Source organism: Streptomyces sp. NPDC058008 (assembly GCF_042886395.1).
GTDB lineage: Bacteria > Actinomycetota > Actinomycetes > Streptomycetales > Streptomycetaceae > Streptomyces.
Map to the genome: position 1 here is coordinate 81,784 of NZ_JBHVQX010000018.1, position 24,782 is coordinate 106,565.

The window sequence follows — 24,782 nt, forward strand, 5'->3', positions numbered from 1 at the left end:
ACGGCAGCCCGTGCAGCGTCCCGGTCTCCCTGTCCGCTGCTGGTACCGTCGCCGGGTATACGCGTGTACGACATACATGCTTGTACGACATACGACGAGCAGCAGGTGAAAGGGGATCCCACGGTGGCAAGGGGCAGCTCGGGAATCGTGGCCGGGCTCACCGCCGCGGCGGTGGCCGCGGTGTGTTTCCTCGCCTACCAGGCGTCGGCGAACGCGCCCGACTCGGTCGCCGTCCCCACGCCGGGGGCCACCGCCACCGCGAAGGCGACCCCCACCAAGAAGCCCGAGGCCACGCGGGAGCCGCTCGCGGTCCCCGCGGACTCCGACACCGGCGCCCGCGTCGTGTACGCGCTGAAGGACCGCCGGGTCTGGATCGTGGACGAGGCGGAGAAGGCGCTGCGGACGTTCGCCGTGATGCCGAGCTCGGTGAACCCGCTGCCCGGCGTCTACGGCGTGACCTCGCGCTCCGGGACCATCAAGGGCTCGGACGGCGTCATGATCGAGCACGTGGTGCGCTTCGCGAGCGTCGACGACGTGTCCATCGGCTTCAGCGCCGCCCAGGACGGTTCGATGAAGAGCCCCGACCCCACGATGAGGACCGGCGGGGTGCGGATGGGCCGGCCCGACGGTGACGCGCTGTGGACGTTCGCCACGATCGGCGCGAAGGTCGTCGTCGTCCCGTAGCCCGTCCTGCCGCTCCCCGGCCACGGGCCGGGGATCAGGCCGCGTCGCGTCCCGCGTCCTCCGTGTCGCCCTCGTCCGCCGGCTCGTCGCGGGGCGGCGTGGAGACCGCGCTCGCTGCCGCGCCGGCGGCGAGCAGGTCCTTCATCGACACCGCGGACACCGACGGCGGTTCCGGCTGCGTCGGCTGCGGACGGGCTTCACGCTCGGGTGCCGGCATGGATGCCTCCTCGGGCTCGTCGAGCGACGTGGTTAGGTAGACCTAACCAGGCCTCGTACCCCATGTGACCACGACGGGGCTCCCCCGCGCAACATTTTACCGACGCCTTGTCGGAAAGTGTCGGGAAGCGGGGGCGCGGACTTCCGCTCGGGCGGGCGGTCCCGTCGCGTCCTCAGCGCCCGGCCAGCTCGGCCCCGAGGCCGGCCCAGCGGGCACCGATCCCCACCAGGGTCACCGTGCGGCGCTCGTCGTCGGTGTCGCCGACCGCGCGGTCGATCACCACCCGCAGCCGGTCCTCCGACAGCTCCTCGACCTTGCCGTCGCCCCACTCCACGACGACCACCGACTCCGGCAGCGAGACGTCGAGGTCCAGATCCTCCATCTCGTCCAGGCCGCCGCCCAGCCGGTACGCGTCGACGTGGACCAGGGCGGGGCCCTCGCCCAGCGGCGGATGGACCCGGGCGATCACGAAGGTGGGCGAGGTGACGGCACCCCGCACCCCGAGGCCCTCGCCCAGGCCACGGGTCAGGGTGGTCTTGCCCGCGCCGAGCTCGCCGGTGAGCATCACCAGGTCACCGGGGGCCAGCACACCGGCGATCCGGCGGCCCAGCTCCTTCATCTCTTCGGGGGACTCGACGGCGACGTCCAGGGTGACGGTGCCCGGTGCGACGGTGCCGGCCACCGGGCCGTTGTGCGCTGCTTCCATGCCGACCAACGGTAGAGGATCAGCGCGCCTCGGCGGGAACGGCTCCGATCCGCACCAGCAGGTCCGCGAGCCGGTCGGTCACCGTCTCCGGGTGCTCCAGCATCACCAGGTGCCCGGCGTCCGGCACGATGACCAGCTCCGCGTCCGGGAGCTCGTCCGCGATGGCCTCGCTGTGCGAACTGGGCGTCACGAGGTCCTTGTCACCGGCCAGGATCAGCACCGGGATCCCGCGGAACGCGGGCAGGGCCGCGCTCTTGTCGTGCTCGGTGAAGGCCGGGTAGAACTCGGCGACCACGTCGATCGGGGTCGACTCGATGAGCCGCTCGGCGAACCGGGCCACCGCCGGGTCCACGTCCCGCGAGCCGAACGAGTACCGCTTGATCAGCCCCGCGAACAGGTCGGCGGTCGCCCGCCGACCGCGCTCCACCAGCTCCGTCTGCGAACCGAGCGCCCTGAGCACCCCGGGCAGCACCCGGCGCACGGCGTTGACGCCCGCGACCGGCAGCCCGAAGTTCACTTCGCCGAGCTTGCCGCTCGACGTCCCGACGAACGCGACCGCGGCCACCCGGTCGCGGATCAGCTCCGGGTACCGGTCGGCGAGCGCCATCATCGTCATGCCGCCCATCGAGTGCCCGACCAGCACGAGCGGGCCCTCGGGGGCCGCCGCGTCGATGACCGCCCTGAGGTCGCGGCCCAGCTGGTCGATGCCGACGGGCACGCCCTCGGCCTGCGCCCTGCCCCGCTCCGAGCGGCCGTGGCTGCGCTGGTCCCAGTGGACCGTACGCACCAGGCCGCGCAGCGCGGCGCGCTGGAAGTGCCAGGAGTCCTGGCCGAGGCAGTATCCGTGGCTGAAGACGACCGTCAGGGGCGCGGGGTCCTTGCTGCCGAAGAGCCTGCGCCGGCGGGGGGCGGCCCCGGCGGGGGCTCCGGCGCGGCCCGTACCGCCGTCCGGTTCGATCTCGTCGACCTCGTAGTACAGCTCGGTCCCGTCGTCCGCGACCGCCCGGCCGGGCTGTCCGCGCAGGGAGCCGTACGGGCCGGAGGCGTCCAGCGCCAGGCGGGCCTTCTTGCGCATGCCCCGGCCCACGGTGAGCCGCTCGACGGCGACGCCGGCCGCCGCGCCCGCGGCGATGACGCCTATCGCCGCCCCCGCGATACCCGCCCGGCGCCAGCCGGCCGCCGCGACGGCCGCCGTCGCCACCACGTCCTCCGCGCTGGTCTCGCTCACCGTGCCGTGCTCCTTCGTCGTAGGTGTCGTCGCCGGGCCGTGCGCGTGCCGGGCAGGGTCTCAGCCCCGGCCGGAGTCCTCGTGGAGATGGACGCGCGGGACGCGTGTGCCGATGCGCGTCACGATCTCGTACGCGATCGTGTCCGCCGCCCGCGCCCAGTCCTCGGCGCTGGGCTCGCCCCGGTCCCCCGGTCCGAACAGCACCGCCTCCGCGCCCGCCTCCAGGGCGTCCCCTCCGAGATCGACCACGAACTGGTCCATCGCCACCCGCCCGGCGATCCTGCGGACGGCGCCTCCGACGAGGACGGGGCCGCGGCCCGAGGCGTGGCGCGGGATGCCGTCCGCGTAGCCGACCGGCACCAGGGCCAGCGTGGTCTCGGCCGGGGTCGTGTAGTGGTGCCCGTAGCTGATGCCGTGCCCCGGGGGCACCTGCTTGACCAGGGCGACGGAGGCGGCGAGCGTCATGACCGGCCGCAGCCCGAAGTCGGCGGGGGTGCCGAGCTCGGGGCTGGGCGAGATGCCGTACATCGCGATGCCGGTGCGGACGAGGTCGAAGTGGGACTCGGGCACCGTGAGCGTGGCCGGGGAGTTGGCGATGTGCCGCACCTCGGGCCGGACGCCCTCCTTCTCGGCGTACGCCACCATGTCCCGGAAGACGTTCAGCTGGGCGGCGATCGAGGGGTGACCGGGTTCGTCGGCGCAGGCGAAGTGCGACCAGAGACCGGTGACGCGCAGGACGCCCGCCTCCTCGGCCGCGCGGGCGGCCGTGACGAGCTCGGGCCAGTCCGCGGGCTGGCAGCCGTTGCGGCCCAGGCCGGTGTCCGCCTTGAGCTGGACCCGGGCCGGGATCCCGGCCTCCGCGGCGGCGGCGGTGACCTCGTCGAGGGCCCACATGCCGCTCACCGAGACGTCGATACCCGCCTCGACCGCCTCCCGCCAGGGCCCGCCCGGCGTCCACAGCCAGCACATCACCCGGCCGCCGATCCCGGCCTCCCGCAGCGCGAGCGCCTCCTGCGGGGTGGCGGTGCCCAGCCAGGCCGCGCCGGCCTCCAGCGCCGCCCTGGCGCAGGGCAGCGCCCCGTGCCCGTACGCGTCGGACTTCACCACGGCCATGAGCTGCGCCCCGGACGCCCGCGCGCGCAGGACGCGCACATTGGCGCGCAGCGCGTCGAGGTCGATCTCGGCACGGGCTCTCAGGGTCGCTGTCTCGTTCATCGCGCCCAGTGTCTCAGAGCCGTACGCCTGTGCCCTCGACCTCCTGTGCCCGGTGAGGCGGTCACCGGTGGTCGAGGGCCTGTTCCAGGTGGCCGACGAGGACCGGGACGTGGCTGGTCCGGACGTCCTTCACGGAGGTGACGAGGGTGACGGGACCGCCTCTGCGGAGCAGGGCGAGCAGTCCTTCCACGGCCTCGGTGTGGGCGGCGTCGCCCAGCTCGGTCCGGTAGCGGTCCGCGAACTCGTCGTACCGGCCGCCCGTGCGGTCCTCGTGGTACCAGGTGCGCAGTTCCTTCGAAGGGGTCACGTCCTTGGCCCACAGGTCGACCGCCGCGTGCTCCTTGGAGAGCCCGCGGGGCCAGAGCCGGTCCACCAGGACACGGGTGCCGTCCTCGGGCTCCGGCGGGTCGTACACCCTGCGTACGCGTATGCCGCTGCCGCTGCCCATGACCGATCACCGCCGTTCCCGTCGCTCCGGCCCTCCGGCCCTCCGCTCTCCAGCGTGGATCAGCTCCGCACGTCCCGCCACGCCGCCGGGACGGCGTCCGCGACGTCCTGCGCGGCGACCGGGGCGCCGTCCGAGGCGCGGCGGGCGGCGAGCCCGTGCAGGTAGGCGCCCACCGACGCCGCGTCGCGCGGTGCGAGGCCCGCGGCCAGCAGCGAGCCGGTCAGCCCGGACAGCACGTCGCCGCTGCCCGCCGTGGCCAGCCAGGACGTGCCGGTCGGGTTGACCCGCACCGGTGCGTCCCCCGGTTCCGCCACGAGGGTCGTGGAGCCCTTCAGGAGCACGGTGGCCCGGTAGCGCTCCGCCAGCTCCCGCACGGCGGCGAGCCGCCCCGCCTCGACCTCCTCGCGCGGGACCCCGAGCAGCGCGGCGGCCTCGCCCGCGTGCGGGGTGAGGACGGTGGGGGCGGTCCTCGCGCGCACGGCCCCCGCGTCCATCAGCCGCAGCCCGTCGGCGTCGACCAGCACGGGGACGTCCGCGGCCAGCACGTCGGCGACCGCGCGGGCCGCCGCCGCGGAGTCGCCGAGCCCCGGGCCGGCCACCCAGGCCTGCACCCGCCCGGCCTCCGAGGGCGGGCCGGAGTGCACCAGCGTCTCGGGGAAGCGGGCGATCACCGCGCCGGCCCCGGGGCCGGCGTACCGCACGGCTCCCGCGCCGGCGCGCAGGGCGCCCGCGACCGCGAGCACGGCCGCGCCCGGATACCGCTCCGATCCGGCGGCCACCCCGACGACCCCCCGCCGGTACTTGTCGCTCTCGGCGCCCGGCACCGGCAGCAGGGCCGCCACGTCGGCGTACTGGAGGGCCTCCAGGTCCGGCCGGGCGGGCAGCTCCGCGGCCAGGCCGATGTCGACGAGCCGGAGGGCGCCCGCGTGTGCGGCGGCCGGGTCGATGAGCAGCCCCGGCTTGTACGCGCCGAAGGTGACGGTCGCGTCCGCCCGCACCGCCGGGCCGAGCACCTGACCGGTCCCGGCCTCGACCCCGCTCGGCAGGTCCACGGCGAGCACGGGCGCGTGGCCGCCGGTGACGGCCCGCACCAGTTCCGCGGCCCCGGGCCGCAGCCCGCCACGGCCGCCGATCCCGGTGATGCCGTCGACGACGAGGTCGACGGGGGCGAAGGCGCCGCCGTGCGGGGGGCCGTGAAGGACCTGGCCGCCCGCCGCCAGCAGGGCGGAGAGGGCGGGCCGGTGGACCTTGTCCGGCGAGGTCAGCAGCGCCCGTACGCCGGCTCCCCGCCGGGCCAGCAGGGCGCCCGCGTACAGGGTGTCCCCGCCGTTGTCGCCGCTGCCGACCAGCAGCAGCACCCGTGATCCGTAGACCCGTCCGTTGCGCCGGAGCAGGTCACCGCAGGCCACCGCGAGCCCGGCGGCGGCGCGGCGCATCAGCGTCCCCTCCGGCAGCCGTGCCATGAGCGCCTTCTCGGCGGCCCGTACGGTCTCCACGCTGTAGGCATGTCGCATGTCTCAACCCTCCGCGATCACCACGGCCGACGCCACCCCCGCATCGTGGCTGAGCGAGACGTGCCAGCTGCGTACGCCGAGCTCGGCCGCCCGCGCGGCGACGGTGCCGCGCACCTCCAGCCGGGGCCGTCCGCTCTCCTCGACGCACACCTCGGCGTCGGTCCAGAGCAGCCCGCCCGGTGCGCCGAGCGCCTTGGCCAGGGCCTCCTTCGCGGCGAACCTGGCCGCCAGCGAGGCGGTCCCCCGCCGCTCGCCGCCGGGCAGCAGCAGCTCCCGTTCCAGGAAGAGCCGCCCGGCCAGCTGGGGCGTGCGCTCCAGCGCGGCGCCGAAGCGTTCGATCTCCGCCACATCGATCCCGACCCCAATGATCACGCGCTCACTCACTCACTCGACAGTCACGGACTTCGCCAGGTTGCGCGGCTGGTCCACCTCGTTGCCGCGGGCGGTCGCCAGTTCGCAGGCGAACACCTGGAGCGGCACCGTGGCGACCAGCGGCTGAAGCAGCGTAGGCGTAGCGGGGATCCGGATGAGGTGGTCGGCGTAGGGGACGACCTCCTCGTCGCCCTCCTCGGCGATGACGACGGTGCGGGCGCCACGGGCCCTGATCTCCTGGATGTTCGACACGATCTTGTCGTGCAGCACCGAACGGCCGCGCGGGGAGGGCACGATCACGACGACCGGCAGGCCCTCGTCGATGAGCGCGATCGGCCCGTGCTTGAGCTCTCCGGCGGCGAACCCCTCGGCGTGCATGTAGGCGAGCTCCTTGAGCTTCAGCGCGCCCTCCAGGGCCACCGGGTAGCCCACGTGCCGGCCGACGAAGAGCACGGTGCCGTGGGCGGACAGCGAGCGGGCCAGTTCGCGTACGGGCTCCATGGTGCCCAGGACGCGGTCGACCGCGCCGGACATCTCGGAGAGCTGGCGGACCACGGTGCGGATCTCGTCGCCCCACTTGGTGCCGCGCACCTGCCCCAGGTACAGCGCGACCAGGTAGCAGGCGACGAGCTGCGTCAGGAACGCCTTGGTGGAGGCGACGGCGACCTCGGGTCCGGCGTGCGTGTAGAGGACGGCGTCCGACTCCCTGGGGATGGTCGAGCCGTTCGTGTTGCAGATCGCGAGGACCTTCGCCCCCTGTTCCCGGGCGTGCCGGACCGCCATCAGCGTGTCCATCGTCTCGCCCGACTGCGAGATGGCGACGACGAGGGTGCGCTGGTCCAGGATGGGGTCGCGGTAGCGGAACTCGCTGGCCAGCTCCGTCTCGCAGGGCAGCCTCGTCCAGTGCTCGATGGCGTACTTGGCGATCATCCCGGCGTGGAAGGCGGTCCCGCAGGCGATCACGACGACCTTGTCGACCTCGCGGAGCACACCCGGCGGGATGCGCACCTCGTCGAGGTGGAGGGCGCCGGAGCCGTCGACGCGGCCGAGCAGGGTGTCGGCGACGGCCTTGGGCTGGTCGGCGATCTCCTTGAGCATGAAGGAGGCGTAGCCGCCCTTCTCGGCGGCCGACGCGTCCCAGTCCACGTGGTACTCCCGCACGTCGGCGGGCCGCCCGTCGAAGCCGGTGACGCTCACCCCGTCCCGGCGCAGCTCGACGACCTGGTCCTGGCCCAGCTCGATCGCTGACCGGGTGTGCGCGATGAACGCGGCGACGTCGGAGGCCAGGAACACCTCGCCCTCGCCGACCCCCACGACGAGCGGTGAGTTCCGCCGGGCGCCGACCACCGCGTCGGGCTCGTCCGCGTGCACGGCGACCAGGGTGAACGCGCCCTCCAGCCGCCGGCACACCTGCCGCATGGCCTCCGCCAGGTCGCCGCACGAGGAGTACGCCTCGGCGAGCAGGTGGGACACGACCTCGGTGTCGGTCTCGGAGGCCAGCTCGTGGCCCCGCCCGGCCAACTCCTCGCGGAGCGCCGCGAAGTTCTCGATGATCCCGTTGTGCACGACGGCGACCCGGCCCGCGTTGTCGAGATGCGGGTGGGCGTTGGTGTCGGTGGGCCCGCCGTGGGTCGCCCAACGGGTGTGCCCGAGCCCGGCGTTCCCGGCCGGCAGCGGCCGGTCCTTGAGCTCCTTCTCCAGATTGAGGAGCTTGCCCGCCTTCTTCGCGGAGGCCAGCCCCCCGTCCGCGAGGACGGCGACCCCGGCGGAGTCGTATCCCCGGTACTCCAGCCGCTTCAGTCCCGCGACGACGACATCCTGCGCCGACTGCGCCCCGACGTAACCCACGATTCCGCACATATCGGCACCCTAAGGCCGGGAGGTGGCCGGGGGCGGTAAGGGCGGTCGGCACGCGCGCGGTGGTGGGAAACCGCTCCGCCACGTGACCCACCCCACCCCCCACTCCGTCAGAACTGCCGCAACAATGAACAGGTGATCACCTCGTCCGCACGGAGCACCCGCCGCACCGAGCACGCGCCGACGCCCTACGTCGACCTGACCAGGGCCGAGTGGAGCGCTCTGCGCGACAAGACCCCGCTGCCCCTGAGCGCGGAGGAGGTCGAGAAGCTGAGGGGGCTCGGCGACGTCATCGACCTCGACGAGGTCCGGGACGTCTACCTGCCGCTCTCCCGGCTGCTCAACCTCTACGTCCAGGCCACCTCGGGCCTGCGCGGCGCGCTGAACACCTTCCTCGGCGACGCGGGCAACGGGCACGGCGAGCAGCGCGGCACCCCGTTCGTCATAGGGGTCGCGGGCAGTGTCGCCGTCGGCAAGTCCACCACCGCCCGCATCCTCCAGGCCCTGCTGGCGCGCTGGCCGGAGCACCCCCGGGTGGAGCTGGTGACCACCGACGGGTTCCTGCTGCCGATGAAGGAGCTGGAGGCGCGCGGCCTGATGTCGCGCAAGGGGTTCCCCGAGTCCTACGACCGGCGGGCGCTGACCCGGTTCGTCGCCGACATCAAGGCGGGCAAGGACGAGGTGACGGCCCCCGTCTACTCGCACCTGATCTACGACATCGTGCCGGGCGAGCGGCTGACCGTGCGCCGCCCCGACATCCTGATCGTCGAGGGGCTGAACGTGCTGCAGCCCGCACTGCCCGGCAAGGACGGCAGGACCAGGGTCGGGCTCGCGGACTACTTCGACTTCAGCGTGTACGTCGACGCGCGCGCCGAGGACATCGAGAACTGGTACCTGCACCGGTTCCGCAGGCTGCGCGAGACGGCGTTCCAGAACCCGTTCTCGTACTTCCGCAAGTACACCCAGGTCTCCGAGGAGGAGGCGCTGGACTACGCGCGCACGATGTGGCGGACCATCAACAAGCCGAACCTGCTGGAGAACGTGGCGCCGACGCGCGGCCGCGCCACGCTGGTGCTGCGCAAGGGGCCGGACCACAAGGTCCAGCGGCTGTCGCTGCGCAAGCTCTGACCCGGCGCGGGAGCGCGGAAGGGTCCGGCCGCGCGGCCGGACCCTTCGCGGAGCGGAACGGGCGTCAGCCGAGGGCGGACTTGACGACGTCGGCCAACTGCCCGGCCACGGCGCGCGCCTGCTCCAGGTCGGCGGCCTCGACCATGACCCGCACGAGCGGCTCGGTGCCCGACTTGCGCAGGAGTACGCGCCCGGTGTCACCGAGCTCGCGCTCGGCCAGGGACACCGCGGTGGCGAGCTCGGGCGAGGTGTCCACGCGGGACTTGTCGACGTCCGGCACGTTGATGAGGACCTGCGGGAGGCGCTGCATCACGCCCGCCAGGTCGGCGAGCGTACGACCGGTGGCGGCGACCCGGGCCGCGAGCATCAGGCCGGTCAGGGTGCCGTCGCCCGTCGTGGCGTGGTCCAGGACGATGACGTGGCCGGACTGCTCGCCGCCGAGCGCGAAGCCCTCGGCCTTCATCGACTCCAGGACGTAGCGGTCGCCGACCGCGGTCTGCACGAGCCGGATGCCCTCCCGCTCCATCGCCATCTTGAAGCCGAGGTTCGACATGACCGTGCCGACGACGGTGTCCTTGCGCAGGTGGCCGGCCTCGCGCATGGCGAGGGCGAGCACGGCCAGGATCTGGTCGCCGTCGATCTCCTCGCCGGCCGCGTCCACGGCCAGGCAGCGGTCCGCGTCGCCGTCGTGGGCGATGCCGAGGTCGGCACGGTGCTCGACGACGGCGGCCCGGAGCAGGTCCAGGTGCGTGGAGCCGCAGCCGTCGTTGATGTTCAGGCCGTCCGGTTCGGCACCGATGGTGACGACCTCGGCCCCGGCCCGGGCGAACGCCTCGGGCGAGACGCGGGCGGCGGCGCCGTGCGCTTCGTCGAGGACCACCTTCAGCCCGTCGAGGCGGTTCGGGAGGACACCGATGAGGTGGGCGACGTACCGGTCGAAGCCCTCCGCGTAGTCGGTGACACGGCCCACGCCCGCGCCGGTCGGACGGGCCCAGGGCTCGCCGGTGCGGTGCTGCTCGTAGACGGTCTCGATGCGGTCCTCCAGCTCGTCGGCGAGCTTGTGACCGCCGCGGGCGAAGAACTTGATGCCGTTGTCCGGCATGGCGTTGTGGCTGGCGGAGAGCATGACACCGATGTCGGCGCCGAGCGAGCCGGTGAGGTACGCCACGGCGGGGGTGGGCAGCACCCCGACCCGCAGCACGTCCACGCCGGCGCTGGCCAGGCCCGCCACGACGGCGGCCTCCAGGAACTCTCCGGACGCGCGGGGGTCGCGGCCCACCACGGCGGTCGGCCGATGCCCCTCGAAGGTCCCCGCCTCGGCCAGTACGTGCGCCGCCGCGACCGAGAGCCCGAGCGCGAGCTCGGCCGTCAGGTCCGCGTTGGCGACACCGCGCACGCCGTCCGTGCCGAAGAGTCGTCCCACTGGTGTCCTCCGAAGGTGCTCCGAAACCACAAAACCAAAGTAAACAAAACAGGGCAAAGCGAGGCAAGGCACAGCGAAGAAGGGCGCGCCTGCGGCTGCCGGCCCTATAAGAAGGCAAACGTCTTAAGCCGTTATACGCCCGCGAGGGCTGATAAACGAACGCCCCAGCAGCACGGTGCGTGCCGCCGGGGCGAACGTGTGAAGCAGACGAGCAGGCGATTTAGCGCTTGCTGTACTGCGGAGCCTTACGGGCCTTCTTGAGACCGGCCTTCTTGCGCTCGACCGCACGGTCGTCGCGGGAGAGGAAGCCGGCCTTCTTCAGCGTGGCGCGGTTGTTGTCCACGTCCGCCTCGTTCAGCGCGCGGGCCACGCCGAGGCGCAGGGCGCCGGCCTGACCGGAGACGCCGCCACCCGAGATGCGGGCGATGACGTCGTAACGGCCGTCGAGCTCGAGCACCTTGAAGGGCTCGTTGACTTCCTGCTGGTGCACCTTGTTGGGGAAGTAGTCCTCAAGGGTGCGACCGTTGATCTTCCACTTGCCGGTGCCCGGGACGATCCGGACGCGGGCGATGGCGTTCTTGCGACGGCCAAGGCCGGCCGCGGGCTGCGGGTCGCCGAAGCGGCCCGCGAGCGACTCGGAGGTGTACTCACCCTCGACGGGGACCTCCGACTCGAAGGTGGTCACCTCGGCGAAGGTCTCTTCGCCCTCGGTGCCCTCGACGGGCGTCTCAACAGTGGTCTCGGCCACGATTCTCCTCAGATCTTTCTTTACGTCTTAGGGGGGAGGCCGGAACTACTGCGCGACCTGGGTGATCTCGAACGGGACCGGCTGCTGCGCAGCGTGCGGGTGCTGGTCACCCGCGTAGACCTTCAGCTTCGAGAGCATCTGGCGACCCAGGGTGTTCTTGGGGATCATGCCCTTGATGGCCTTCTCGACAGCCTTCTCCGGGTTCTTGGAGAGCAGCTCGTCGTAGCGCACCGAACGGAGACCGCCCGGGAAGCCCGAGTGGCGGTACGCCATCTTCTGGGTCTTCTTGTTGCCGGAGAGGTGGACCTTCTCGGCGTTGATGATGATGACGAAGTCGCCCATGTCCATGTGGGGGGCGTAGATCGCCTTGTGCTTGCCTCGGAGGAGGTTCGCAGCCGTGGTGGCCAGACGGCCGAGGACGATGTCCTCAGCGTCGATGATGTGCCACTGGCGAGTGACATCGCCGGGCTTGGGGCTGTACGTACGCACTTCGTAGCCTTCGCTTCTTCAGTGGATGAGGTCCAGACACATGGCACCCCTGAAGCGATCATGCAGCTGGGGCCCGCAGTGCCGGGGACACTGCCCGTATGCGAGCCACTGGTAACTGCTCCAGAGAACCTACGTAAGGTTTCTTCGCGTGTGAACGGCGAAGTCCGATACGTATAACAACCCCCGACAGTACCCGCCCCGCCCGGGACGGGTCAAAACGCGCCTGCCCTACCGCTCCCGCCGGACCCTGCGCTCGTCCCAGACCGGTTCCGTGGACTCGCGGACCACCCCGTCGGAGCCGAAGACCAGGTAGCGGTCGAAGGACTTCGCGAACCAGCGGTCGTGGGTGACGGCCATGACCGTGCCGTCGTACACCTCGAGGCCGTCCTGGAGGGCCTCGGCCGACTCCAGGTCCAGGTTGTCCGTGGGTTCGTCCAGCAGCAGCGCGGTGGTGCCGGCCAGCTCCAGGAGCAGGATCTGGAAGCGCGCCTGCTGCCCGCCGGACAGCTTCTCGAAGGCCTGGTCGCCCTGGCGCTCCAGTTCGTAGCGCCGCAGCACCGACATCGCGGCGCCGCGGTCCTTGGCGTGCTCCGTCCACAGGATCTCGACGAGCGTCTTGCCGAGCAGCTCCGGGTGGGCGTGGGTCTGGGCGAAGTGGCCGGGCACGACCCGCGCGCCGAGCTTCCACTCACCGGTGTGCGCCACCGGCTCGCCCGCCAGCAGCCGCAGGAAGTGCGACTTCCCCGACCCGTTGGAGCCGAGTACGGCGACCCGCTCGCCGTAGTAGATCTCCAGGTCGAACGGCTTCATCAGCCCGGTCAGCTCCAGGCCGGCGCACGTCACGGCCCGCACCCCGGTCCGGCCGCCGCGCAGCCGCATCCTGATGTCCTGCTCGCGGGGCGGCTCCGGCGGCGGTCCCGCGTCCTCGAACTTCTTGAAGCGGGTCTGCATCGCGTGGTAGCGGTTCGCCATGTCGGGGCTGTTCGCCGCCTGCTGCCGCATCCGCAGGACGAGCGCCTTCAGCCGGGCCCGCTCCTCCTCCCAGCGCCGCAGGAGTTCCTCGAAGCGCGCGAAGCGCTCCTTGCGGGCCTGGTGGTACGTGCCGAAGCCGCCGCCGTGCACCCAGACGTCCGAGCCGGCCGGGCCGGGCTCCACGCTCACGATCTTCTCGGCGGCCCGCGAGAGCAGCTCACGGTCGTGGGAGACGAAGAGCACCGTCTTGCGGGTCTCCCCGAGCTTCTCCTCCAGCCACCGCTTGCCGGGGACGTCCAGGTAGTTGTCCGGCTCGTCCAGGAGCAGCACCTCGTCCGGGCCCCTCAGCAGCGCCTCCAGGACCAGCCGCTTCTGCTCACCGCCGCTGAGCGTGCGCACCTCCCGCCACTGCGCCTTCTCGTACGGGACGCCCAGCGCGGCCATCGTGCACATGTCCCACAGCGTCTCGGCCTCGTACCCGCGCGCCTCGGCCCAGTCGCTCAGCGCCTGCGCGTACGCCATCTGCGCGGCCTCGTCGTCCACGGTGAGGATGCGTTCCTCGGCCGTGTCGACGGCCTTCGCCGCCTCCCTGACGCGGGGCTGGGCCACGGACACCAGCAGGTCGCGGACGGTCCGCTCGTCACGCACGGAGCCCACGAACTGGGCCATCACGCCCAGCCCTCCGCTCACCGAGACCGAGCCGCCGTGCGGCTGGAGCTCCCCGGCGAGCAGCTTCAGGAGCGTCGTCTTGCCCGCCCCGTTCGCGCCGACGAGGGCGACCACGGCCCCGTCGGCCACCCGGAACGAGGCATCGCCGAGCAGCACCCGTCCGTCCGGTAGGTAGTACTCCAGGTGGCCCGCTTCGAGATGTCCCATGCACAGCATTGTCACGGCAGCCGAACCGTTGGCCCAACCGGATTAACCGCGGTCTAGGATTCGCCGCATGAGCTTTGGGCAAGGGGGGCCCTCCTGGGGGCCGGAAGAGAGCCGGACTCCGGACTGGGCGGCGCTGGCGGATCGGTCCGCGGCGCGGGGCAGGCGCCGGAAGTGGCTGATGATCGGGGGCGGCGCGGTGGCCACCGCGGCGGTGGGCGCGATCGTGGCCACCGCGGTCATCACCACCAACGGGGGCGGCTCCCCCGGCCCGGCGAGGAACGCGAGCGAACTGCCCGCCCCCGCCGACCTGCCCTCGGAGCCCACCGGCCCCGGGCCCTCCTTCTCCTCGGTCGCTCCCCCGCCCCCGCCGGACCCGAAGGACTACATAGCCGACGAGAAGAAGGACACGGCCCCGGTCACCGTCGACGCCTTCTTCCCCGGCAGGAAACTGACCATGGGCGACCGCGTCTACGCCAAGGGCGCCACCGCCCGTACGGCGGACTGCGCGACGACGACCCAGGGCGCCCTCGGTTCGGTCCTCGACGCCAACGGCTGCGACCAGGTCATCCGCGCCACGTACAGCAAGGACGGTGTCGCGGTCACCGTCGGGCTCGCCGTCTTCGGCACCGAGGCGGAGGCCAGGAAGGCCGCCCGGGAGGCGACCGGCGGCCTCGCCTCCCTCAGCGGTTCGGGCGTCCCGACCTTCTGCCGCGCCGGAGCCGTCTGCCGCCGCACCGCGAACTCCTACGGCCGGTACGCCTACTTCACGGTCGGCGGCTTCACCAGCGGGAAGAACGTCACCACGGCGGCCAAGGACGTGTACGCGGTCGGTGACGACCTGACCGACTTCACCTTCCGCCAGATCCGCCACCGCGGCGAGGTCCGGGCATCGGCGGCCGCGGGTGCCCCCGTCACCTGACCGTCGACGGGCCCGCCCGCGCACCGGTCCCGTCCACTCCCCGAACGAGGACCCGCCGCCGTGCGTCTGACCACGCTCTTCACCATCCCGCGCGTCCTGCGCCACGGCGACGCCGTGGGCGCCGGCCTGGCCCCGGACGACGCGGTGGTCCTCGACGCCCCTGACCCCTCGCTGCGGGTCGCCCTCGCCGCCGCCGCGTCGGGTGACCACGCCCCGGTCGCCGAACTGCTCGCCGCCACCCGCGAGCACGCCCAGTGGGAACGCAGGGACGCCTGCGTCTCCCGTCTCGCACGGGCCTCCTTGCACCACCCGGGCTGGCTGGACAGCTGGCTGGAGGAGTCCCCCGAGGACCCCGACGCCGTCCTGGTCAAGGCGGACCTGTACGTCTGCCAGGCCTGGCAGATACGGACCGGGGCGCGGGCCGGGCACGTCGAGGCCGACCAGTTCCGGGCGTTCCACGCCGTGCTGCGGGACGCCGTACCGGTGATCTCCGCCGCCGCCGAGCTGAACCCCGGCGATCCGGTCCCGTGGCGCGTCGCACTGGCCCAGGCCCGGGGCATCCAGGCCCCGCGCGAGGTCTTCGACTCGTACCTGGCGGAGGCGGACGCCCGCGACCGGCACCACGAGGGGTGCCACGCGCAGGCGCTCCAGTACCTCTGCGCCAAGTGGTACGGCTCGCACGAGGAGATGTTCGCCTTCGCCGAGCGCGCCGCGGACCAGGCGCCTCCCGGCTCCCGGCTCCACGCGCTGCCGCTGCGGGCCGTCGTGGAGTACCTGATCGCCGAGGAGAAGGCTCCCGGCCCCGACCCGTACGCGGAGCGCGCCGAAGCGGCCGTGGCGCGCGCGCAGGCCCTCTCGGAGAGCTACGCGCCGGGGGACCGGGAGGCCGCCGGCTTCCGCAACCACCTGGCCTTCGTCCTGTGGTCGATGAACCGCTACGAGGAGGCGCTCACCGTCTTCCGCGGCATCGGGGTGCACGCCACCACGTTCCCCTGGTCCTACTTCGGCGAGCCCCGTTCGGAGTTCCTGGAGGCCCGCTCCGACACCCGCATCGAGCTGGCGATGAGGATCCCCTTCTTCCGCGCCTCCCCCGACCCGCCGGCCGCCGGGACACCCGGCTGGGAACGCGAGCTGGCACCGCGCTCGCTCGCCATCGTCTCCACCGGCCCCACCGAGGTGGCGCAGGCCGCCCTGATCTGCGGGCACAGCCTGCGCACGGCCCCGGCCGGCAGCCGCCACACGTACGTCGAGGCCGTCCCGGACCCGGTGCGCGGCGCCCGCGCGGCGCTGCTGCCCGAGGATCCGCTCACCGCTGCGGCAGCCAGCTTCACCACGGCCGAGGAGTGGCCCGCGCTGGTGCTGCACCGGACCCCGGAGCGCAGCAGCTTCACCCTCGTGCACCGGGGCCGGAAGGTGGCGGACCACACCTGGGAGACCGCGGCGCCCGCCGCCGACCACACGGCGGCGGCCACGACGGCCGCCGCCCTGGCCCGCGCCTACGGACTCAGCGACCCGCGTCCGGTGGCCCACGTCCTGCGGGCCGCGGGCGACCCCGCCCGCCACCAGGGCGAACTCGTCGCCGCCCTGGGCCTCCCGTCCCCGCCCGCCGGGTACGGCGGCGAGCAGGAGGTGCTCACCGCGCTCCCGGGCGCCCGGGTGCTGGCCCGGCGGAGCTTCCTCGCGGGCATGCGGGACACCATGACCACGAAGGACGGCGTCCACCCGGAGTCCCCGCGCCAGGACGACCCCCGTCCGGTCCGCTGGTGGGTGCTGCGCACGGCGGCCCTGCTGTTCTTCACCGCGGCGGCGGCCTACGCCTGGTGGGCCCCGGACATCGGCTGGTTCCGCTCCACCGTGTCCAGCGCCCTGGCCCTGTACTTCGCGGCCGGGCTGGTCCGCGCGAGGCTCCAGGACCGCCCGAGGCATACTGAACGCGTTCAATAAGGGGCCGGGGCCCGGGGGGAGCGGGCCCTCGGCAGGCCGGACGACCAGGCGGAGGACGTACTCATGAGCAAGCCGGCCGTCCCGGACCGGGGCGGACCCAGGAACTGGGCCCGCCCTCTCGCCCTCGGCTACGTCGGCCTGGTCCTGGCCGTCGCCCTGGCCGACGAGATCGCCGGCCGCCCTCCGGCCCTCGACACGGCGATGGCCCTGATCTCGTTCCCCGGCGCGGGCCTGGTGCTGGTCGCCCTGCTCTGGCCGGCGGCCCTGCTGACCGGCGACGACCCGGTCACGGAGGAGGCCGGCTCCAGCCTCCTCACCCCACTGTTCCACGGCTCCGGAGCGCTGGTGAACGTCCTGGTCGCCTGGGGCGTCCTCACCTTCGTACGCCACTTCCGGGACGAGGCCCGCAGCAGCCGCAGCCGTTGAGCGCGGCCCGCCCTCAGCAGCACCCCGCCCCCGGCAGCGTCCTGACGTTCCGCGCCTCCCGGGCCCGGGCCGCCAGCAGCTCGTCGGCGGGGTAGAACACCTCCTCCAGCGTCAGCCCGTGCGGCCGGACCACGTGCACCGCCGGATCCCGGACCTTCGCCGCCAGCACCTCCGCGGGCCACGCCGCCGGGCGCCGCCCGTCCCCCACGAACAGCGCCGCTCCGATCAGCGCCCGCACCATGTTGTGGCAGAACGCGTCCGCCTGCACCGTCGCCGTCAGCACACCGGACTCCGCGTCCCGCACCCAGTGAAGCTTCTGCAGGGTGCGGATCGTCGTGGCGCCCTCACGCTTCTTGCAGTACGCCGCGAAGTCGTGCTCGCCCACCATCAGCGCGGCGGCCTCGTTCATCGCGTCCGCGTCGAGCGGCCGGTCGTGCCACAGCACATGGCCCCGGGTCAGCGGGTCCACCCCGCCCTGCCGGTCCCCCACCCGGTACGCGTACCGCCGCCACAGCGCCGAGAACCGCGCGTTGAACCCCGCCGGGGCCTCGGCCGCCCGCCAGATCCGCACGTCCTGGGGCAGGCGCCCCGCCATCCGCCGCAGCAGCTTCTCCTCGTGCTCGGCCCACACCCCGGCCGGCAGGTCGACGTGCGCCACCTGCCCGCGCGCGTGCACCCCCGCGTCGGTGCGCCCGGCGACCGTCAGGTCGTACGTCACCGCCGACCGCGTCACGGTACGCAGCGCGTCCTCGATCTCGCCCTGCACGGTGCGCCTGCTCGTCTGCTTCGCCCAGCCGGAGAAATCCTTCCCGTCGTAGGAAAGGTCCAGCCGTACCCGTACGAATCCGGGCTCTGCCTCGTCACTCACCCGAAGATCCTCTCAAAACCGAACGGGCCCGCACCGCCCCGAAGGGTGGTGCGGGCCCGTACCTGGGTCTCAGAACGCTCAGGCGTCCTTGGACTCCTCGGCGGCGGCCGGCTTGGCGTCCTCGACGGTCTCGGCCGGAGCCTCGTCCTTCTTGAGGGCGTCTTCCTTGACGGCGCGCTTCGTCGCGGCCTCGGCCTCACCGGTGGCCTGCTGGGCCACGGTCAGCGCCTCGACCAGCTCGATGACGGCCATCGGGGCGTTGTCGCCACGACGGTTGCCGATCTTGGTGATGCGGGTGTAACCACCGGGGCGGTTCTCGTACCGCGGGGCGATCTCGGTGAAGAGCGTGTGCACGATGCTCTTGTCCGTGATCGACTGCAGCACCAGGCGACGGTTGTGGATGTCGCCCTTCTTCGCCTTGGTGATGAAGCGCTCGGCGACCGGACGCAGGCGGCGGGCCTTGGCCTCGGTCGTGGTGATGCGGCCGTGCTCGAACAGCGACTTCGCGAGGTTGATGAGAAGAAGCTTCTCGTGCGCAGCGCTGCCGCCCAGACGGGCGCCCTTCGCGGGCTTCGGCATGGTGTTTCTCCTTGTGTGCTGCACCGGCCGTATCAGGTACCGGTGTCAGTTCCCGCGAGGCGGCCGCCCCGCGGAAGTCCTGCGGTCCGGGGCATCGGGATGCCCCGGCCGGAACGCCCCGGAACGGGGGCACCCGGAGTCCGGGCACCCCCGCCGGAGGTGGCTCAGTACTGCTCGGTCTCCACGAAACCGGCGTCCGCGTCGTCGTCGGCGCCGAAGGCGTCGGCGGCGGCGGTCGGGTCGAAGCCGGGAGGCGAGTCCTTGAGCGCCAGGCCCATACCGGCCAGCTTCGCCTTGACCTCGTCGATCGACTTGGCACCGAAGTTGCGGATGTCGAGCAGGTCAGCCTCGGAGCGGGCCACGAGCTCACCCACGGAGTGGATGCCCTCGCGCTTGAGGCAGTTGTACGAACGGACCGTGAGCTCGAGCTCCTCGATCGGCAGCGCCAGATCGGCGGCGAGCGCGGCGTCCGTCGGCGACGGGCCCATGTCGATGCCCTCGGCGTCGATGTTGAGCTCGCGCGCCAGGCCGAACAGCTCGACCAGGGTCTTGCCGGCCGACGCCATGGCGTCACGGGGACGCATGGCCTGCTTGGTCTCGACGTCGACGATCAGCTTGTCGAAGTCGGTGCGCTGCTCGACACGGGTCGCCTCGACCTTGTACGTGACCTTGAGCACCGGCGAGTAGATGGAGTCGACCGGAATACGGCCGATCTCCTGGCCCACCTGCTTGTTCTGGACGGCGGAGACGTAGCCGCGACCGCGCTCGACGGTCAGCTCCATCTCCAGCTTGCCCTTGCCGTTCAGCGTGGCCAGGACCAGGTCCGGGTTGTGGACCTCGACACCGGCCGGCGGGGCGATGTCAGCAGCGGTGACCAGGCCGGGGCCCTGCTTGCGCAGGTACATCACGACCGGCTCGTCGTGCTCCGAGGAGACGACCAGCTGCTTGATGTTGAGGATGAGGTCGGTCACGTCCTCCTTGACGCCCGGCACGGTGGTGAACTCGTGCAGGACGCCGTCGATCCGGATGCTGGTGACAGCGGCACCGGGGATCGAGGAGAGGAGGGTGCGACGCAGGGAGTTGCCGAGGGTGTAGCCGAAGCCCGGCTCCAGCGGCTCGATCACGAACCGGGAGCGGAACTCGTCGACGACCTCTTCGGTCAGCGACGGACGCTGAGCGATAAGCATGGGGTGATCCTTCAGTCGTGGGCACCCACTATTTGATGCCCGACAGATGAAACAAGGGTACGGGCGGTACGCCCCCGAAGGGGCCTACCGCCCGGACCCACGCTACTGACGCACGGCCGTCACCGGCCGTAGCGGATCAGACGCGGCGACGCTTCGGCGGACGGCAGCCGTTGTGCGGCGTCGGGGTGACGTCCTGGATCGAACCGACCTCGAGGCCCGTGGCCTGGAGGGAGCGGATCGCGGTCTCACGGCCGGAGCCGGGACCCTTGACGAAGACGTCGACCTTGCGCATGCCGTGCTCCTGCGCGCGGCGGGCGGCCGACTCGGCGGCCATCTGCGCGGCGAAGGGGGTGGACTTGCGCGAGCCCTTGAAGCCGACGTGGCCGGCGGAGGCCCAGGAGATCACGTTGCCCGAGGGGTCCGTGATCGAGACGATGGTGTTGTTGAACGTGCTCTTGATGTGCGCGTGGCCGTGAGCGACGTTCTTCTTTTCCTTGCGACGCACCTTCTTGGCTGCGCCCTGACGACCCTTGGGGGGCATGTCTTGACTCCAGATGGAGAGGGGAGGTGATCGGTCCTACAGCGAAGACCGCTGGTTTCCGCGAACATCCGGTGGCCCGGACCTCCGCGGTACGTCCGCTGAGGACTACTTCTTGCCCGGCTTCTTCTTACCGGCGATGGCGCGACGCGGGCCCTTGCGGGTACGCGCGTTCGTGCTGGTGCGCTGACCGTGGACCGGCAGACCGCGACGGTGCCGGATGCCCTGGTAGCAGCCGATCTCGATCTTGCGGCGGATGTCGCCCTGGATCTCGCGGCGAAGGTCACCCTCGGTGCGGAGGTTGGCGTCCACGTACTCGCGGATCTTGACCAGGTCCTCTTCGGCCAGGTCACGAACGCGGGTGTTGGGGTTCACGCCGGTGGTGGCGAGGATCTCCTTGGACCGGGTGCGCCCGATACCGAAGACGTAGGTGAGGGCAACCTCCACGCGCTTTTCGCGCGGGATGTCAACACCTGAAACGCGTGCCATTCAATGGCTCCAGTTGTCATGTCGGGGGTCTTCCACAGAGCCACTCCCGAACGCCGACCCCGTCCACGAGGGAGGAGGTGGTACGCCCGGGTCCCCGGCCCCCGCCGGAGGTGTCGTCAGCCGAAGCGTGGACGGGCACTGCGTATGTACGTTTACGTGCGTCGCGCGAAGAACTGCGAGATGCAGGGGGTCGTGCGTCAGCCCTGGCGCTGCTTGTGGCGCAGGTTGTCGCAGATGACCATGACCCGGCCGTGACGGCGGATCACCTTGCACTTGTCGCAGATCTTCTTGACGCTCGGCTTGACCTTCATGGGATGTCAGGTTCTCCGGGTCAGTGCCCTCACCACGCCGAAGCGGGATGGCGGCAAGATCTACTTGTAGCGGTAGACGATCCGGCCACGCGTCAGGTCGTACGGAGACAGCTCCACGACGACCCGGTCATCCGGGAGGATACGGATGTAGTGCATCCGCATCTTGCCGCTGATGTGCGCGAGGACTTTGTGACCGTTCTGGAGTTCCACCTTGAACATGGCGTTCGGGAGGGACTCGATCACGGTGCCCTCAATTTCGATGGCACCTTGCTTCTTGGCCACGCTTCGCCTTTCGAATCGGCTACCTTGATCGACTCTCCACACCGTGTGTGCAGACATACGGGCACACTGATGCACGAGAGCCGACGAGTCAGTCTACGTCAGCGGACCCCAAAAGACGAATCCGTCAAGTTTGCCCACTTCCCCTGATCCTTAGACACGGATCAGCCGGACAGTCCTGCGGAACACGGACCGGGCGGCGGGGCGGACGGGCTCAGCCCAGCGGGTCGGGCGCCGCCTCGACGCCGTACGCGGCGAGCCTGGCCCGGCCGCAGTCCGGGGCGGTCAGGACCAGCGGGCCCTGCTCCGTGAGGGCGATCGAGTGCTCCCAGTGCGAGGACCAGGTGCCGTCGGTGGTCAGGACCGTCCACTCGTCGGCGAGGACCTTCGTCTGCGGCGTGCCCAGCGAGACCATCGGCTCGATGGCCAGGCAGACGCCCGGGACGAGCTTGATGCCCTTGCCGCGCTTGCGGGCGACGTAGTTCAGCAGGTGCGGGTCCATGTGCATCTCGGTGCCGATGCCGTGGCCGCCGTAGTCCTCGATGATCCCGTACTTGCCGGTCGCCGGCCGGGGCTGGCGGCGGATGTAGGACTCGATGGCCTTCGAGATGTCGACCAGCCGGTTGTTCACCTTCATCGCGGCGATCCCGGCCCACATCGACTCCTCGGTCACCCGGGACAGCTCGACGAGCTCCGGAGCGTGACCTGTGCCCACGAAGGCGGTGTACGCCGCGTCGCCGTGCCAGCCGTCGATGATCGCGCCGGCGTCGATCGAGATGATGTCGCCGTCCTTCAGGACGGTCTTCTCGTCCGGGATGCCGTGCACCACGACGTCGTTGACCGAGGTGCAGATCGTCGCGGGGAATCCGCCGTACCCCAGGAAGTTCGACTTCGCGCCGTGGTCCGCGATCACCTTGCGCGCGACCTCGTCCAGGTCCTTGGTGGTGGCGCCGGGGACGGCCGCCTCGTGCGTGGCGGCGTGAATGGCAGCGACCACGAGGCCCGCCTCGCGCATCTTGGCGATCTGCTCGGGGGTCTTGATCTGCACCATCGCTGGGCGCCTCTCTGCGTACGAAGGGGAACGGTTGGGGCCGTACTCCACGATACGGCGCGCAAACAGTCGGCCGCGACGCCCGAGGGCGCCGCGGCCGGCTGCGGTGGTGGGACGGGGGCTCAGCCCTCGTCGGACTTCTTGAGGGCCTCCATGGCCCGTTCGGTCACCTCGGTGACCTTGCCGAGCGCGGAGATCGTCACGACCAGGCCCTGGGACCGGTAGTAGTCGATGATCGGCTCGGTCTGCGTGTGGTAGACCTCGAGACGGGTGCGGACCGTCTCCTCGGTGTCGTCGTCCCGCTGGTACAGCTCGCCGCCGCAGACGTCGCAGACGCCCTCGGTCTTCGGCGGGTTGTACGTCGCGTGGAAGACGTGCGCGCTGTCGTTGCGGCAGATCCGGCGGCCGGCGATGCGCTTGACCACCTCGTCCTCGGGGACCTCGAGGTCAAGGACCGCGTCCAGCTTGACGCCCTCGCCGAGAAGCATCTCGTCGAGCGCGGCGGCCTGCCCCACGTTGCGGGGGAATCCGTCCAGCAGGAAGCCGTTCACGGCGTCCGGCTGAGCCATGCGGTCCTTGGCCATAGCGATGGTGACTTCGTCCGGCACCAGCTGTCCCGCGTCCATGTAGGAACGGGCCTGCTTGCCAAGGTCGGTGCCCTGGCTGATGTTGGCGCGGAAGAGGTCGCCCGTGGAGATGTGCGGAATCGAGAGATTCTTGGCAAGGAACGCAGCCTGCGTTCCCTTGCCGGCACCGGGCGGCCCGACGAGGACGATTCGCATCAGCGGAGGAACCCTTCGTAATTGCGCTGCTGGAGCTGACTCTCGATCTGCTTCACGGTCTCCAGACCCACACCCACGATGATCAGGATGCTCGTCCCGCCGAACGGGAAGTTCTGGTTAGCGCCCCCGAAGCCTGCCAACGCCATCGTCGGCACCAGAGCGATCAGACCCAGGTACAGCGAGCCCGGCCAAGTGATCCGGTTCAGCACGTAGCTCAGATACTCGGCGGTAGGTCGACCTGCCCGGATACCCGGGATGAAGCCACCATACTTCTTCATGTTGTCGGCGACTTCCTCGGGGTTGAACGAGATCGCCACATAGAAGAATGCGAAGAAAACGATCAGCAGGAAGTACGTCGCGATGTAGTACGGGTGGTCGCCCTTGACGAAGTGGGCCTGGATCCAGGTCGCCCAGCCCGCGGTGGAGTTGGAGAACTGAACGATCAGAGCAGGGATGTAGAGCAGCGAAGAAGCGAAGATGACGGGGATCACACCCGCCTGGTTCACCTTCAGCGGGATGTAGGTGGACGTACCACCGTACGAACGGCGCCCGATCATCCGCTTCGCGTACTGCACCGGGACCCGGCGCTGGGCCTGCTCGACGAAGACGACGAGGGCGACCATCACGAAGCCGATGAGGATGACGGTGATGAACTCGATCCAGCCGTCGGCCAGCTTGCCGCTCTGCTTGATGGCCCACAGGGCGCCGGGGAAGCTGGCGGCGATCGAGATGAACATCAGGATGGACATGCCGTTGCCGATGCCGCGGTCGGTGATGAGCTCACCGAGCCACATGACGGCCGCGGTACCCGCGGTCATGGTGATGACCATGACGATGGTCGTGAAGATCGACTGGTTCGGGACGATCTGGTCGGCCACCGGGCAGCCGCTGAAGAGGGCGCCGCTGCGGGCGGTCGCCACCAGGCCGGTGCCCTGGAGGATGGCGAGCGCGACGGTCAGATAACGCGTGTACTGCGTGATCTTGGCCGTGCCCGACTGGCCCTCCTTCTTGAGGGCTTCGAGCCGGGGGATGACGACGGTCAGCAGCTGAAGAATGATGCTGGCCGTGATGTACGGCATGATGCCGAGCGCGAAGATCGTGATCTGCAGCAGTGCACCACCGCTGAACATGTTGACCAGACCGAAGAGGCTGTTGTTGCCCTTGCTGGCCTGATCAACACAGGTCTGGACGTTCTCGTAGCTCACCCCCGGTACGGGAATGTGCGCCCCGAGACGGTAGAGCACGATGATGCCGAGCGTGAAGAGCAGCTTCTTGCGCAGGTCGGGCGTCTTGAACGCCCGGGCGAACGCGGTGAGCACGGTGCCTCCTGCGACCCCCGCGCAAAGCGTGAGGTGACGGTCTTGAGGATCGACGGTTACGTAACAGCCAAAGGACCCCGGGCGATTGCCCAGGACTTACCACAGCAAGTGCACGCCACCTTACCGGCGGACATGCCCCCCTAGGAACGACCAACCGGGGATGCCCCAAATGAGAGGCATCCCCGGTCGGGTGTTCAGGCCACAGTCCTGTCC

General features: G+C 71.3%; 27 protein-coding genes. 5 read left to right on the top strand and 22 right to left on the bottom strand.

What is annotated here, in order from left to right; translation table 11 throughout:
* The first annotated feature begins 123 nt into the window (after nucleotides 1–123).
* On the top strand, nucleotides 124–684 hold the full coding sequence (locus ACFVS9_RS19785; RefSeq protein WP_389933987.1) for a hypothetical protein: 561 nt from the start codon (nucleotides 124–126) through the stop codon (nucleotides 682–684).
* 34 nt (nucleotides 685–718) lie between these two features.
* On the opposite strand, the gene ACFVS9_RS19790 is transcribed toward ACFVS9_RS19785, so the two are convergent.
* The 8 genes from ACFVS9_RS19790 to glmS all read right to left on the bottom strand — a co-directional run bounded on the left by ACFVS9_RS19790 (nucleotide 719) and on the right by glmS (nucleotide 8,244).
* Nucleotides 719–901, bottom strand: coding sequence for a hypothetical protein (locus ACFVS9_RS19790; RefSeq protein WP_383114013.1), 183 nt, complete (start codon nucleotides 899–901; stop codon nucleotides 719–721).
* A 172-nt stretch (nucleotides 902–1,073) separates the two neighbouring features.
* Nucleotides 1,074–1,607 carry a tRNA (adenosine(37)-N6)-threonylcarbamoyltransferase complex ATPase subunit type 1 TsaE gene (tsaE, locus tag ACFVS9_RS19795; RefSeq protein WP_383114012.1) on the bottom strand — a complete coding sequence of 178 codons (534 nt, stop codon included), beginning with the start codon at nucleotides 1,605–1,607 and terminating at the stop codon, nucleotides 1,074–1,076.
* A gap of 19 nt (nucleotides 1,608–1,626) precedes the next feature.
* Nucleotides 1,627–2,835 carry an alpha/beta fold hydrolase gene (locus ACFVS9_RS19800; RefSeq protein WP_383114011.1) on the bottom strand — a complete coding sequence of 403 codons (1,209 nt, stop codon included), beginning with the start codon at nucleotides 2,833–2,835 and terminating at the stop codon, nucleotides 1,627–1,629.
* 60 nt (nucleotides 2,836–2,895) lie between these two features.
* On the bottom strand, nucleotides 2,896–4,050 hold the full coding sequence (alr, locus tag ACFVS9_RS19805) for an alanine racemase (RefSeq protein WP_383114010.1): 1,155 nt from the start codon (nucleotides 4,048–4,050) through the stop codon (nucleotides 2,896–2,898).
* A 61-nt stretch (nucleotides 4,051–4,111) separates the two neighbouring features.
* Nucleotides 4,112–4,498, bottom strand: a complete 387-nt coding sequence (locus ACFVS9_RS19810) for a DUF488 domain-containing protein (protein WP_383114009.1) — start codon at nucleotides 4,496–4,498, stop codon at nucleotides 4,112–4,114.
* A 59-nt stretch (nucleotides 4,499–4,557) separates the two neighbouring features.
* On the bottom strand, nucleotides 4,558–6,012 hold the full coding sequence (locus ACFVS9_RS19815; RefSeq protein ID WP_389933992.1) for an NAD(P)H-hydrate dehydratase: 1,455 nt from the start codon (nucleotides 6,010–6,012) through the stop codon (nucleotides 4,558–4,560).
* Between the two features lie 3 nt (nucleotides 6,013–6,015).
* A complete protein-coding gene (locus tag ACFVS9_RS19820) occupies nucleotides 6,016–6,384 on the bottom strand; it encodes a holo-ACP synthase (RefSeq protein WP_383114007.1) in 369 nt (122 codons plus the stop codon).
* A 12-nt stretch (nucleotides 6,385–6,396) separates the two neighbouring features.
* Nucleotides 6,397–8,244: a glutamine--fructose-6-phosphate transaminase (isomerizing) gene (gene glmS, locus ACFVS9_RS19825; protein ID WP_383114006.1), complete on the bottom strand. Its 1,848-nt coding sequence runs from the start codon at nucleotides 8,242–8,244 to the stop codon at nucleotides 6,397–6,399.
* A 132-nt stretch (nucleotides 8,245–8,376) separates the two neighbouring features.
* Between glmS and coaA the strand changes: the two genes are divergently transcribed.
* Complete coding sequence (gene coaA, locus ACFVS9_RS19830) at nucleotides 8,377–9,369, top strand: type I pantothenate kinase (protein ID WP_383114005.1); 993 nt, start codon at nucleotides 8,377–8,379, stop codon at nucleotides 9,367–9,369.
* Nucleotides 9,370–9,433: 64 nt separating this feature from the next.
* Here the strand turns inward: coaA and glmM are convergent, their stop codons facing one another.
* From glmM to ACFVS9_RS19850, 4 genes are all read right to left on the bottom strand, one after another.
* Complete coding sequence (gene glmM, locus ACFVS9_RS19835; RefSeq protein WP_383114004.1) at nucleotides 9,434–10,792, bottom strand: phosphoglucosamine mutase; 1,359 nt, start codon at nucleotides 10,790–10,792, stop codon at nucleotides 9,434–9,436.
* A gap of 220 nt (nucleotides 10,793–11,012) precedes the next feature.
* On the bottom strand, nucleotides 11,013–11,540 hold the full coding sequence (gene rpsI, locus ACFVS9_RS19840; protein ID WP_014154572.1) for a 30S ribosomal protein S9: 528 nt from the start codon (nucleotides 11,538–11,540) through the stop codon (nucleotides 11,013–11,015).
* Nucleotides 11,541–11,585: 45 nt separating this feature from the next.
* Nucleotides 11,586–12,029, bottom strand: coding sequence for a 50S ribosomal protein L13 (rplM, locus tag ACFVS9_RS19845; RefSeq protein WP_030914195.1), 444 nt, complete (start codon nucleotides 12,027–12,029; stop codon nucleotides 11,586–11,588).
* Between the two features lie 228 nt (nucleotides 12,030–12,257).
* Nucleotides 12,258–13,877, bottom strand: a complete 1,620-nt coding sequence (locus tag ACFVS9_RS19850) for an ABC-F family ATP-binding cassette domain-containing protein (RefSeq protein ID WP_383114002.1) — start codon at nucleotides 13,875–13,877, stop codon at nucleotides 12,258–12,260.
* Nucleotides 13,878–13,944: 67 nt separating this feature from the next.
* Between ACFVS9_RS19850 and ACFVS9_RS19855 the strand changes: the two genes are divergently transcribed.
* From ACFVS9_RS19855 to ACFVS9_RS19865, 3 genes are all read left to right on the top strand, one after another.
* The gene (locus ACFVS9_RS19855; protein WP_383114001.1) at nucleotides 13,945–14,796 is read left to right on the top strand and encodes a hypothetical protein; all 852 of its coding nucleotides are present in this window, start codon (nucleotides 13,945–13,947) and stop codon (nucleotides 14,794–14,796) included.
* 60 nt (nucleotides 14,797–14,856) lie between these two features.
* Nucleotides 14,857–16,740, top strand: a complete 1,884-nt coding sequence (locus ACFVS9_RS19860) for a hypothetical protein (RefSeq protein WP_389933998.1) — start codon at nucleotides 14,857–14,859, stop codon at nucleotides 16,738–16,740.
* A gap of 63 nt (nucleotides 16,741–16,803) precedes the next feature.
* Nucleotides 16,804–17,166 (top strand): hypothetical protein, encoded by a 363-nt coding sequence (locus tag ACFVS9_RS19865; RefSeq protein WP_383113999.1) that lies wholly within the window; start codon nucleotides 16,804–16,806, stop codon nucleotides 17,164–17,166.
* Nucleotides 17,167–17,179: 13 nt separating this feature from the next.
* Here the strand turns inward: ACFVS9_RS19865 and truA are convergent, their stop codons facing one another.
* The 10 genes from truA to secY form a co-directional block, all read right to left on the bottom strand.
* Nucleotides 17,180–18,034, bottom strand: coding sequence for a tRNA pseudouridine(38-40) synthase TruA (truA, locus tag ACFVS9_RS19870; protein WP_383113998.1), 855 nt, complete (start codon nucleotides 18,032–18,034; stop codon nucleotides 17,180–17,182).
* A gap of 78 nt (nucleotides 18,035–18,112) precedes the next feature.
* Nucleotides 18,113–18,613: a 50S ribosomal protein L17 gene (gene rplQ, locus ACFVS9_RS19875; protein ID WP_383113997.1), complete on the bottom strand. Its 501-nt coding sequence runs from the start codon at nucleotides 18,611–18,613 to the stop codon at nucleotides 18,113–18,115.
* Nucleotides 18,614–18,777: 164 nt separating this feature from the next.
* Nucleotides 18,778–19,800 (bottom strand): DNA-directed RNA polymerase subunit alpha, encoded by a 1,023-nt coding sequence (locus tag ACFVS9_RS19880; protein WP_003966937.1) that lies wholly within the window; start codon nucleotides 19,798–19,800, stop codon nucleotides 18,778–18,780.
* Nucleotides 19,801–19,936: 136 nt separating this feature from the next.
* Complete coding sequence (gene rpsK, locus ACFVS9_RS19885; protein WP_003956432.1) at nucleotides 19,937–20,341, bottom strand: 30S ribosomal protein S11; 405 nt, start codon at nucleotides 20,339–20,341, stop codon at nucleotides 19,937–19,939.
* Between the two features lie 105 nt (nucleotides 20,342–20,446).
* A complete protein-coding gene (gene rpsM / locus ACFVS9_RS19890; protein ID WP_014047799.1) occupies nucleotides 20,447–20,827 on the bottom strand; it encodes a 30S ribosomal protein S13 in 381 nt (126 codons plus the stop codon).
* Between the two features lie 197 nt (nucleotides 20,828–21,024).
* Nucleotides 21,025–21,138 carry a 50S ribosomal protein L36 gene (gene rpmJ / locus ACFVS9_RS19895; protein ID WP_003956441.1) on the bottom strand — a complete coding sequence of 38 codons (114 nt, stop codon included), beginning with the start codon at nucleotides 21,136–21,138 and terminating at the stop codon, nucleotides 21,025–21,027.
* A 60-nt stretch (nucleotides 21,139–21,198) separates the two neighbouring features.
* Nucleotides 21,199–21,420 (bottom strand): translation initiation factor IF-1, encoded by a 222-nt coding sequence (gene infA / locus ACFVS9_RS19900; protein WP_003956442.1) that lies wholly within the window; start codon nucleotides 21,418–21,420, stop codon nucleotides 21,199–21,201.
* A 211-nt stretch (nucleotides 21,421–21,631) separates the two neighbouring features.
* A complete protein-coding gene (gene map / locus ACFVS9_RS19905; RefSeq protein ID WP_383113996.1) occupies nucleotides 21,632–22,468 on the bottom strand; it encodes a type I methionyl aminopeptidase in 837 nt (278 codons plus the stop codon).
* Between the two features lie 122 nt (nucleotides 22,469–22,590).
* Complete coding sequence (locus ACFVS9_RS19910; protein ID WP_383113995.1) at nucleotides 22,591–23,250, bottom strand: adenylate kinase; 660 nt, start codon at nucleotides 23,248–23,250, stop codon at nucleotides 22,591–22,593.
* Nucleotides 23,250–24,569, bottom strand: a complete 1,320-nt coding sequence (secY, locus tag ACFVS9_RS19915) for a preprotein translocase subunit SecY (RefSeq protein WP_383113994.1) — start codon at nucleotides 24,567–24,569, stop codon at nucleotides 23,250–23,252. Before secY ends, ACFVS9_RS19910 begins: the two co-directional genes overlap by 1 nt.
* Nucleotides 24,570–24,782: the final 213 nt, after the last annotated feature.

Coding starts and splice junctions, on each gene's coding strand:
- ACFVS9_RS19850 (WP_383114002.1), bottom strand. CDS start 13,877: ATGGGACATCTCGAAGCGGGCCACCTGGAGTACTACCTACCGGACGGA.
- ACFVS9_RS19910 (WP_383113995.1), bottom strand. CDS start 23,250: ATGCGAATCGTCCTCGTCGGGCCGCCCGGTGCCGGCAAGGGAACGCAG.
- rpsK (WP_003956432.1), bottom strand. CDS start 20,341: ATGCCCCCCAAGGGTCGTCAGGGCGCAGCCAAGAAGGTGCGTCGCAAG.
- ACFVS9_RS19815 (WP_389933992.1), bottom strand. CDS start 6,012: ATGCGACATGCCTACAGCGTGGAGACCGTACGGGCCGCCGAGAAGGCG.
- map (WP_383113996.1), bottom strand. CDS start 22,468: ATGGTGCAGATCAAGACCCCCGAGCAGATCGCCAAGATGCGCGAGGCG.
- tsaE (WP_383114012.1), bottom strand. CDS start 1,607: ATGGAAGCAGCGCACAACGGCCCGGTGGCCGGCACCGTCGCACCGGGC.
- glmS (WP_383114006.1), bottom strand. CDS start 8,244: ATGTGCGGAATCGTGGGTTACGTCGGGGCGCAGTCGGCGCAGGATGTC.
- rpsM (WP_014047799.1), bottom strand. CDS start 20,827: ATGGCACGCGTTTCAGGTGTTGACATCCCGCGCGAAAAGCGCGTGGAG.
- ACFVS9_RS19865 (WP_383113999.1), top strand. CDS start 16,804: ATGAGCAAGCCGGCCGTCCCGGACCGGGGCGGACCCAGGAACTGGGCC.
- rplQ (WP_383113997.1), bottom strand. CDS start 18,613: ATGCCGAAGCCCGCGAAGGGCGCCCGTCTGGGCGGCAGCGCTGCGCAC.
- ACFVS9_RS19810 (WP_383114009.1), bottom strand. CDS start 4,498: ATGGGCAGCGGCAGCGGCATACGCGTACGCAGGGTGTACGACCCGCCG.
- ACFVS9_RS19855 (WP_383114001.1), top strand. CDS start 13,945: ATGAGCTTTGGGCAAGGGGGGCCCTCCTGGGGGCCGGAAGAGAGCCGG.
- ACFVS9_RS19790 (WP_383114013.1), bottom strand. CDS start 901: ATGCCGGCACCCGAGCGTGAAGCCCGTCCGCAGCCGACGCAGCCGGAA.
- alr (WP_383114010.1), bottom strand. CDS start 4,050: ATGAACGAGACAGCGACCCTGAGAGCCCGTGCCGAGATCGACCTCGAC.
- ACFVS9_RS19880 (WP_003966937.1), bottom strand. CDS start 19,800: ATGCTTATCGCTCAGCGTCCGTCGCTGACCGAAGAGGTCGTCGACGAG.
- rpmJ (WP_003956441.1), bottom strand. CDS start 21,138: ATGAAGGTCAAGCCGAGCGTCAAGAAGATCTGCGACAAGTGCAAGGTG.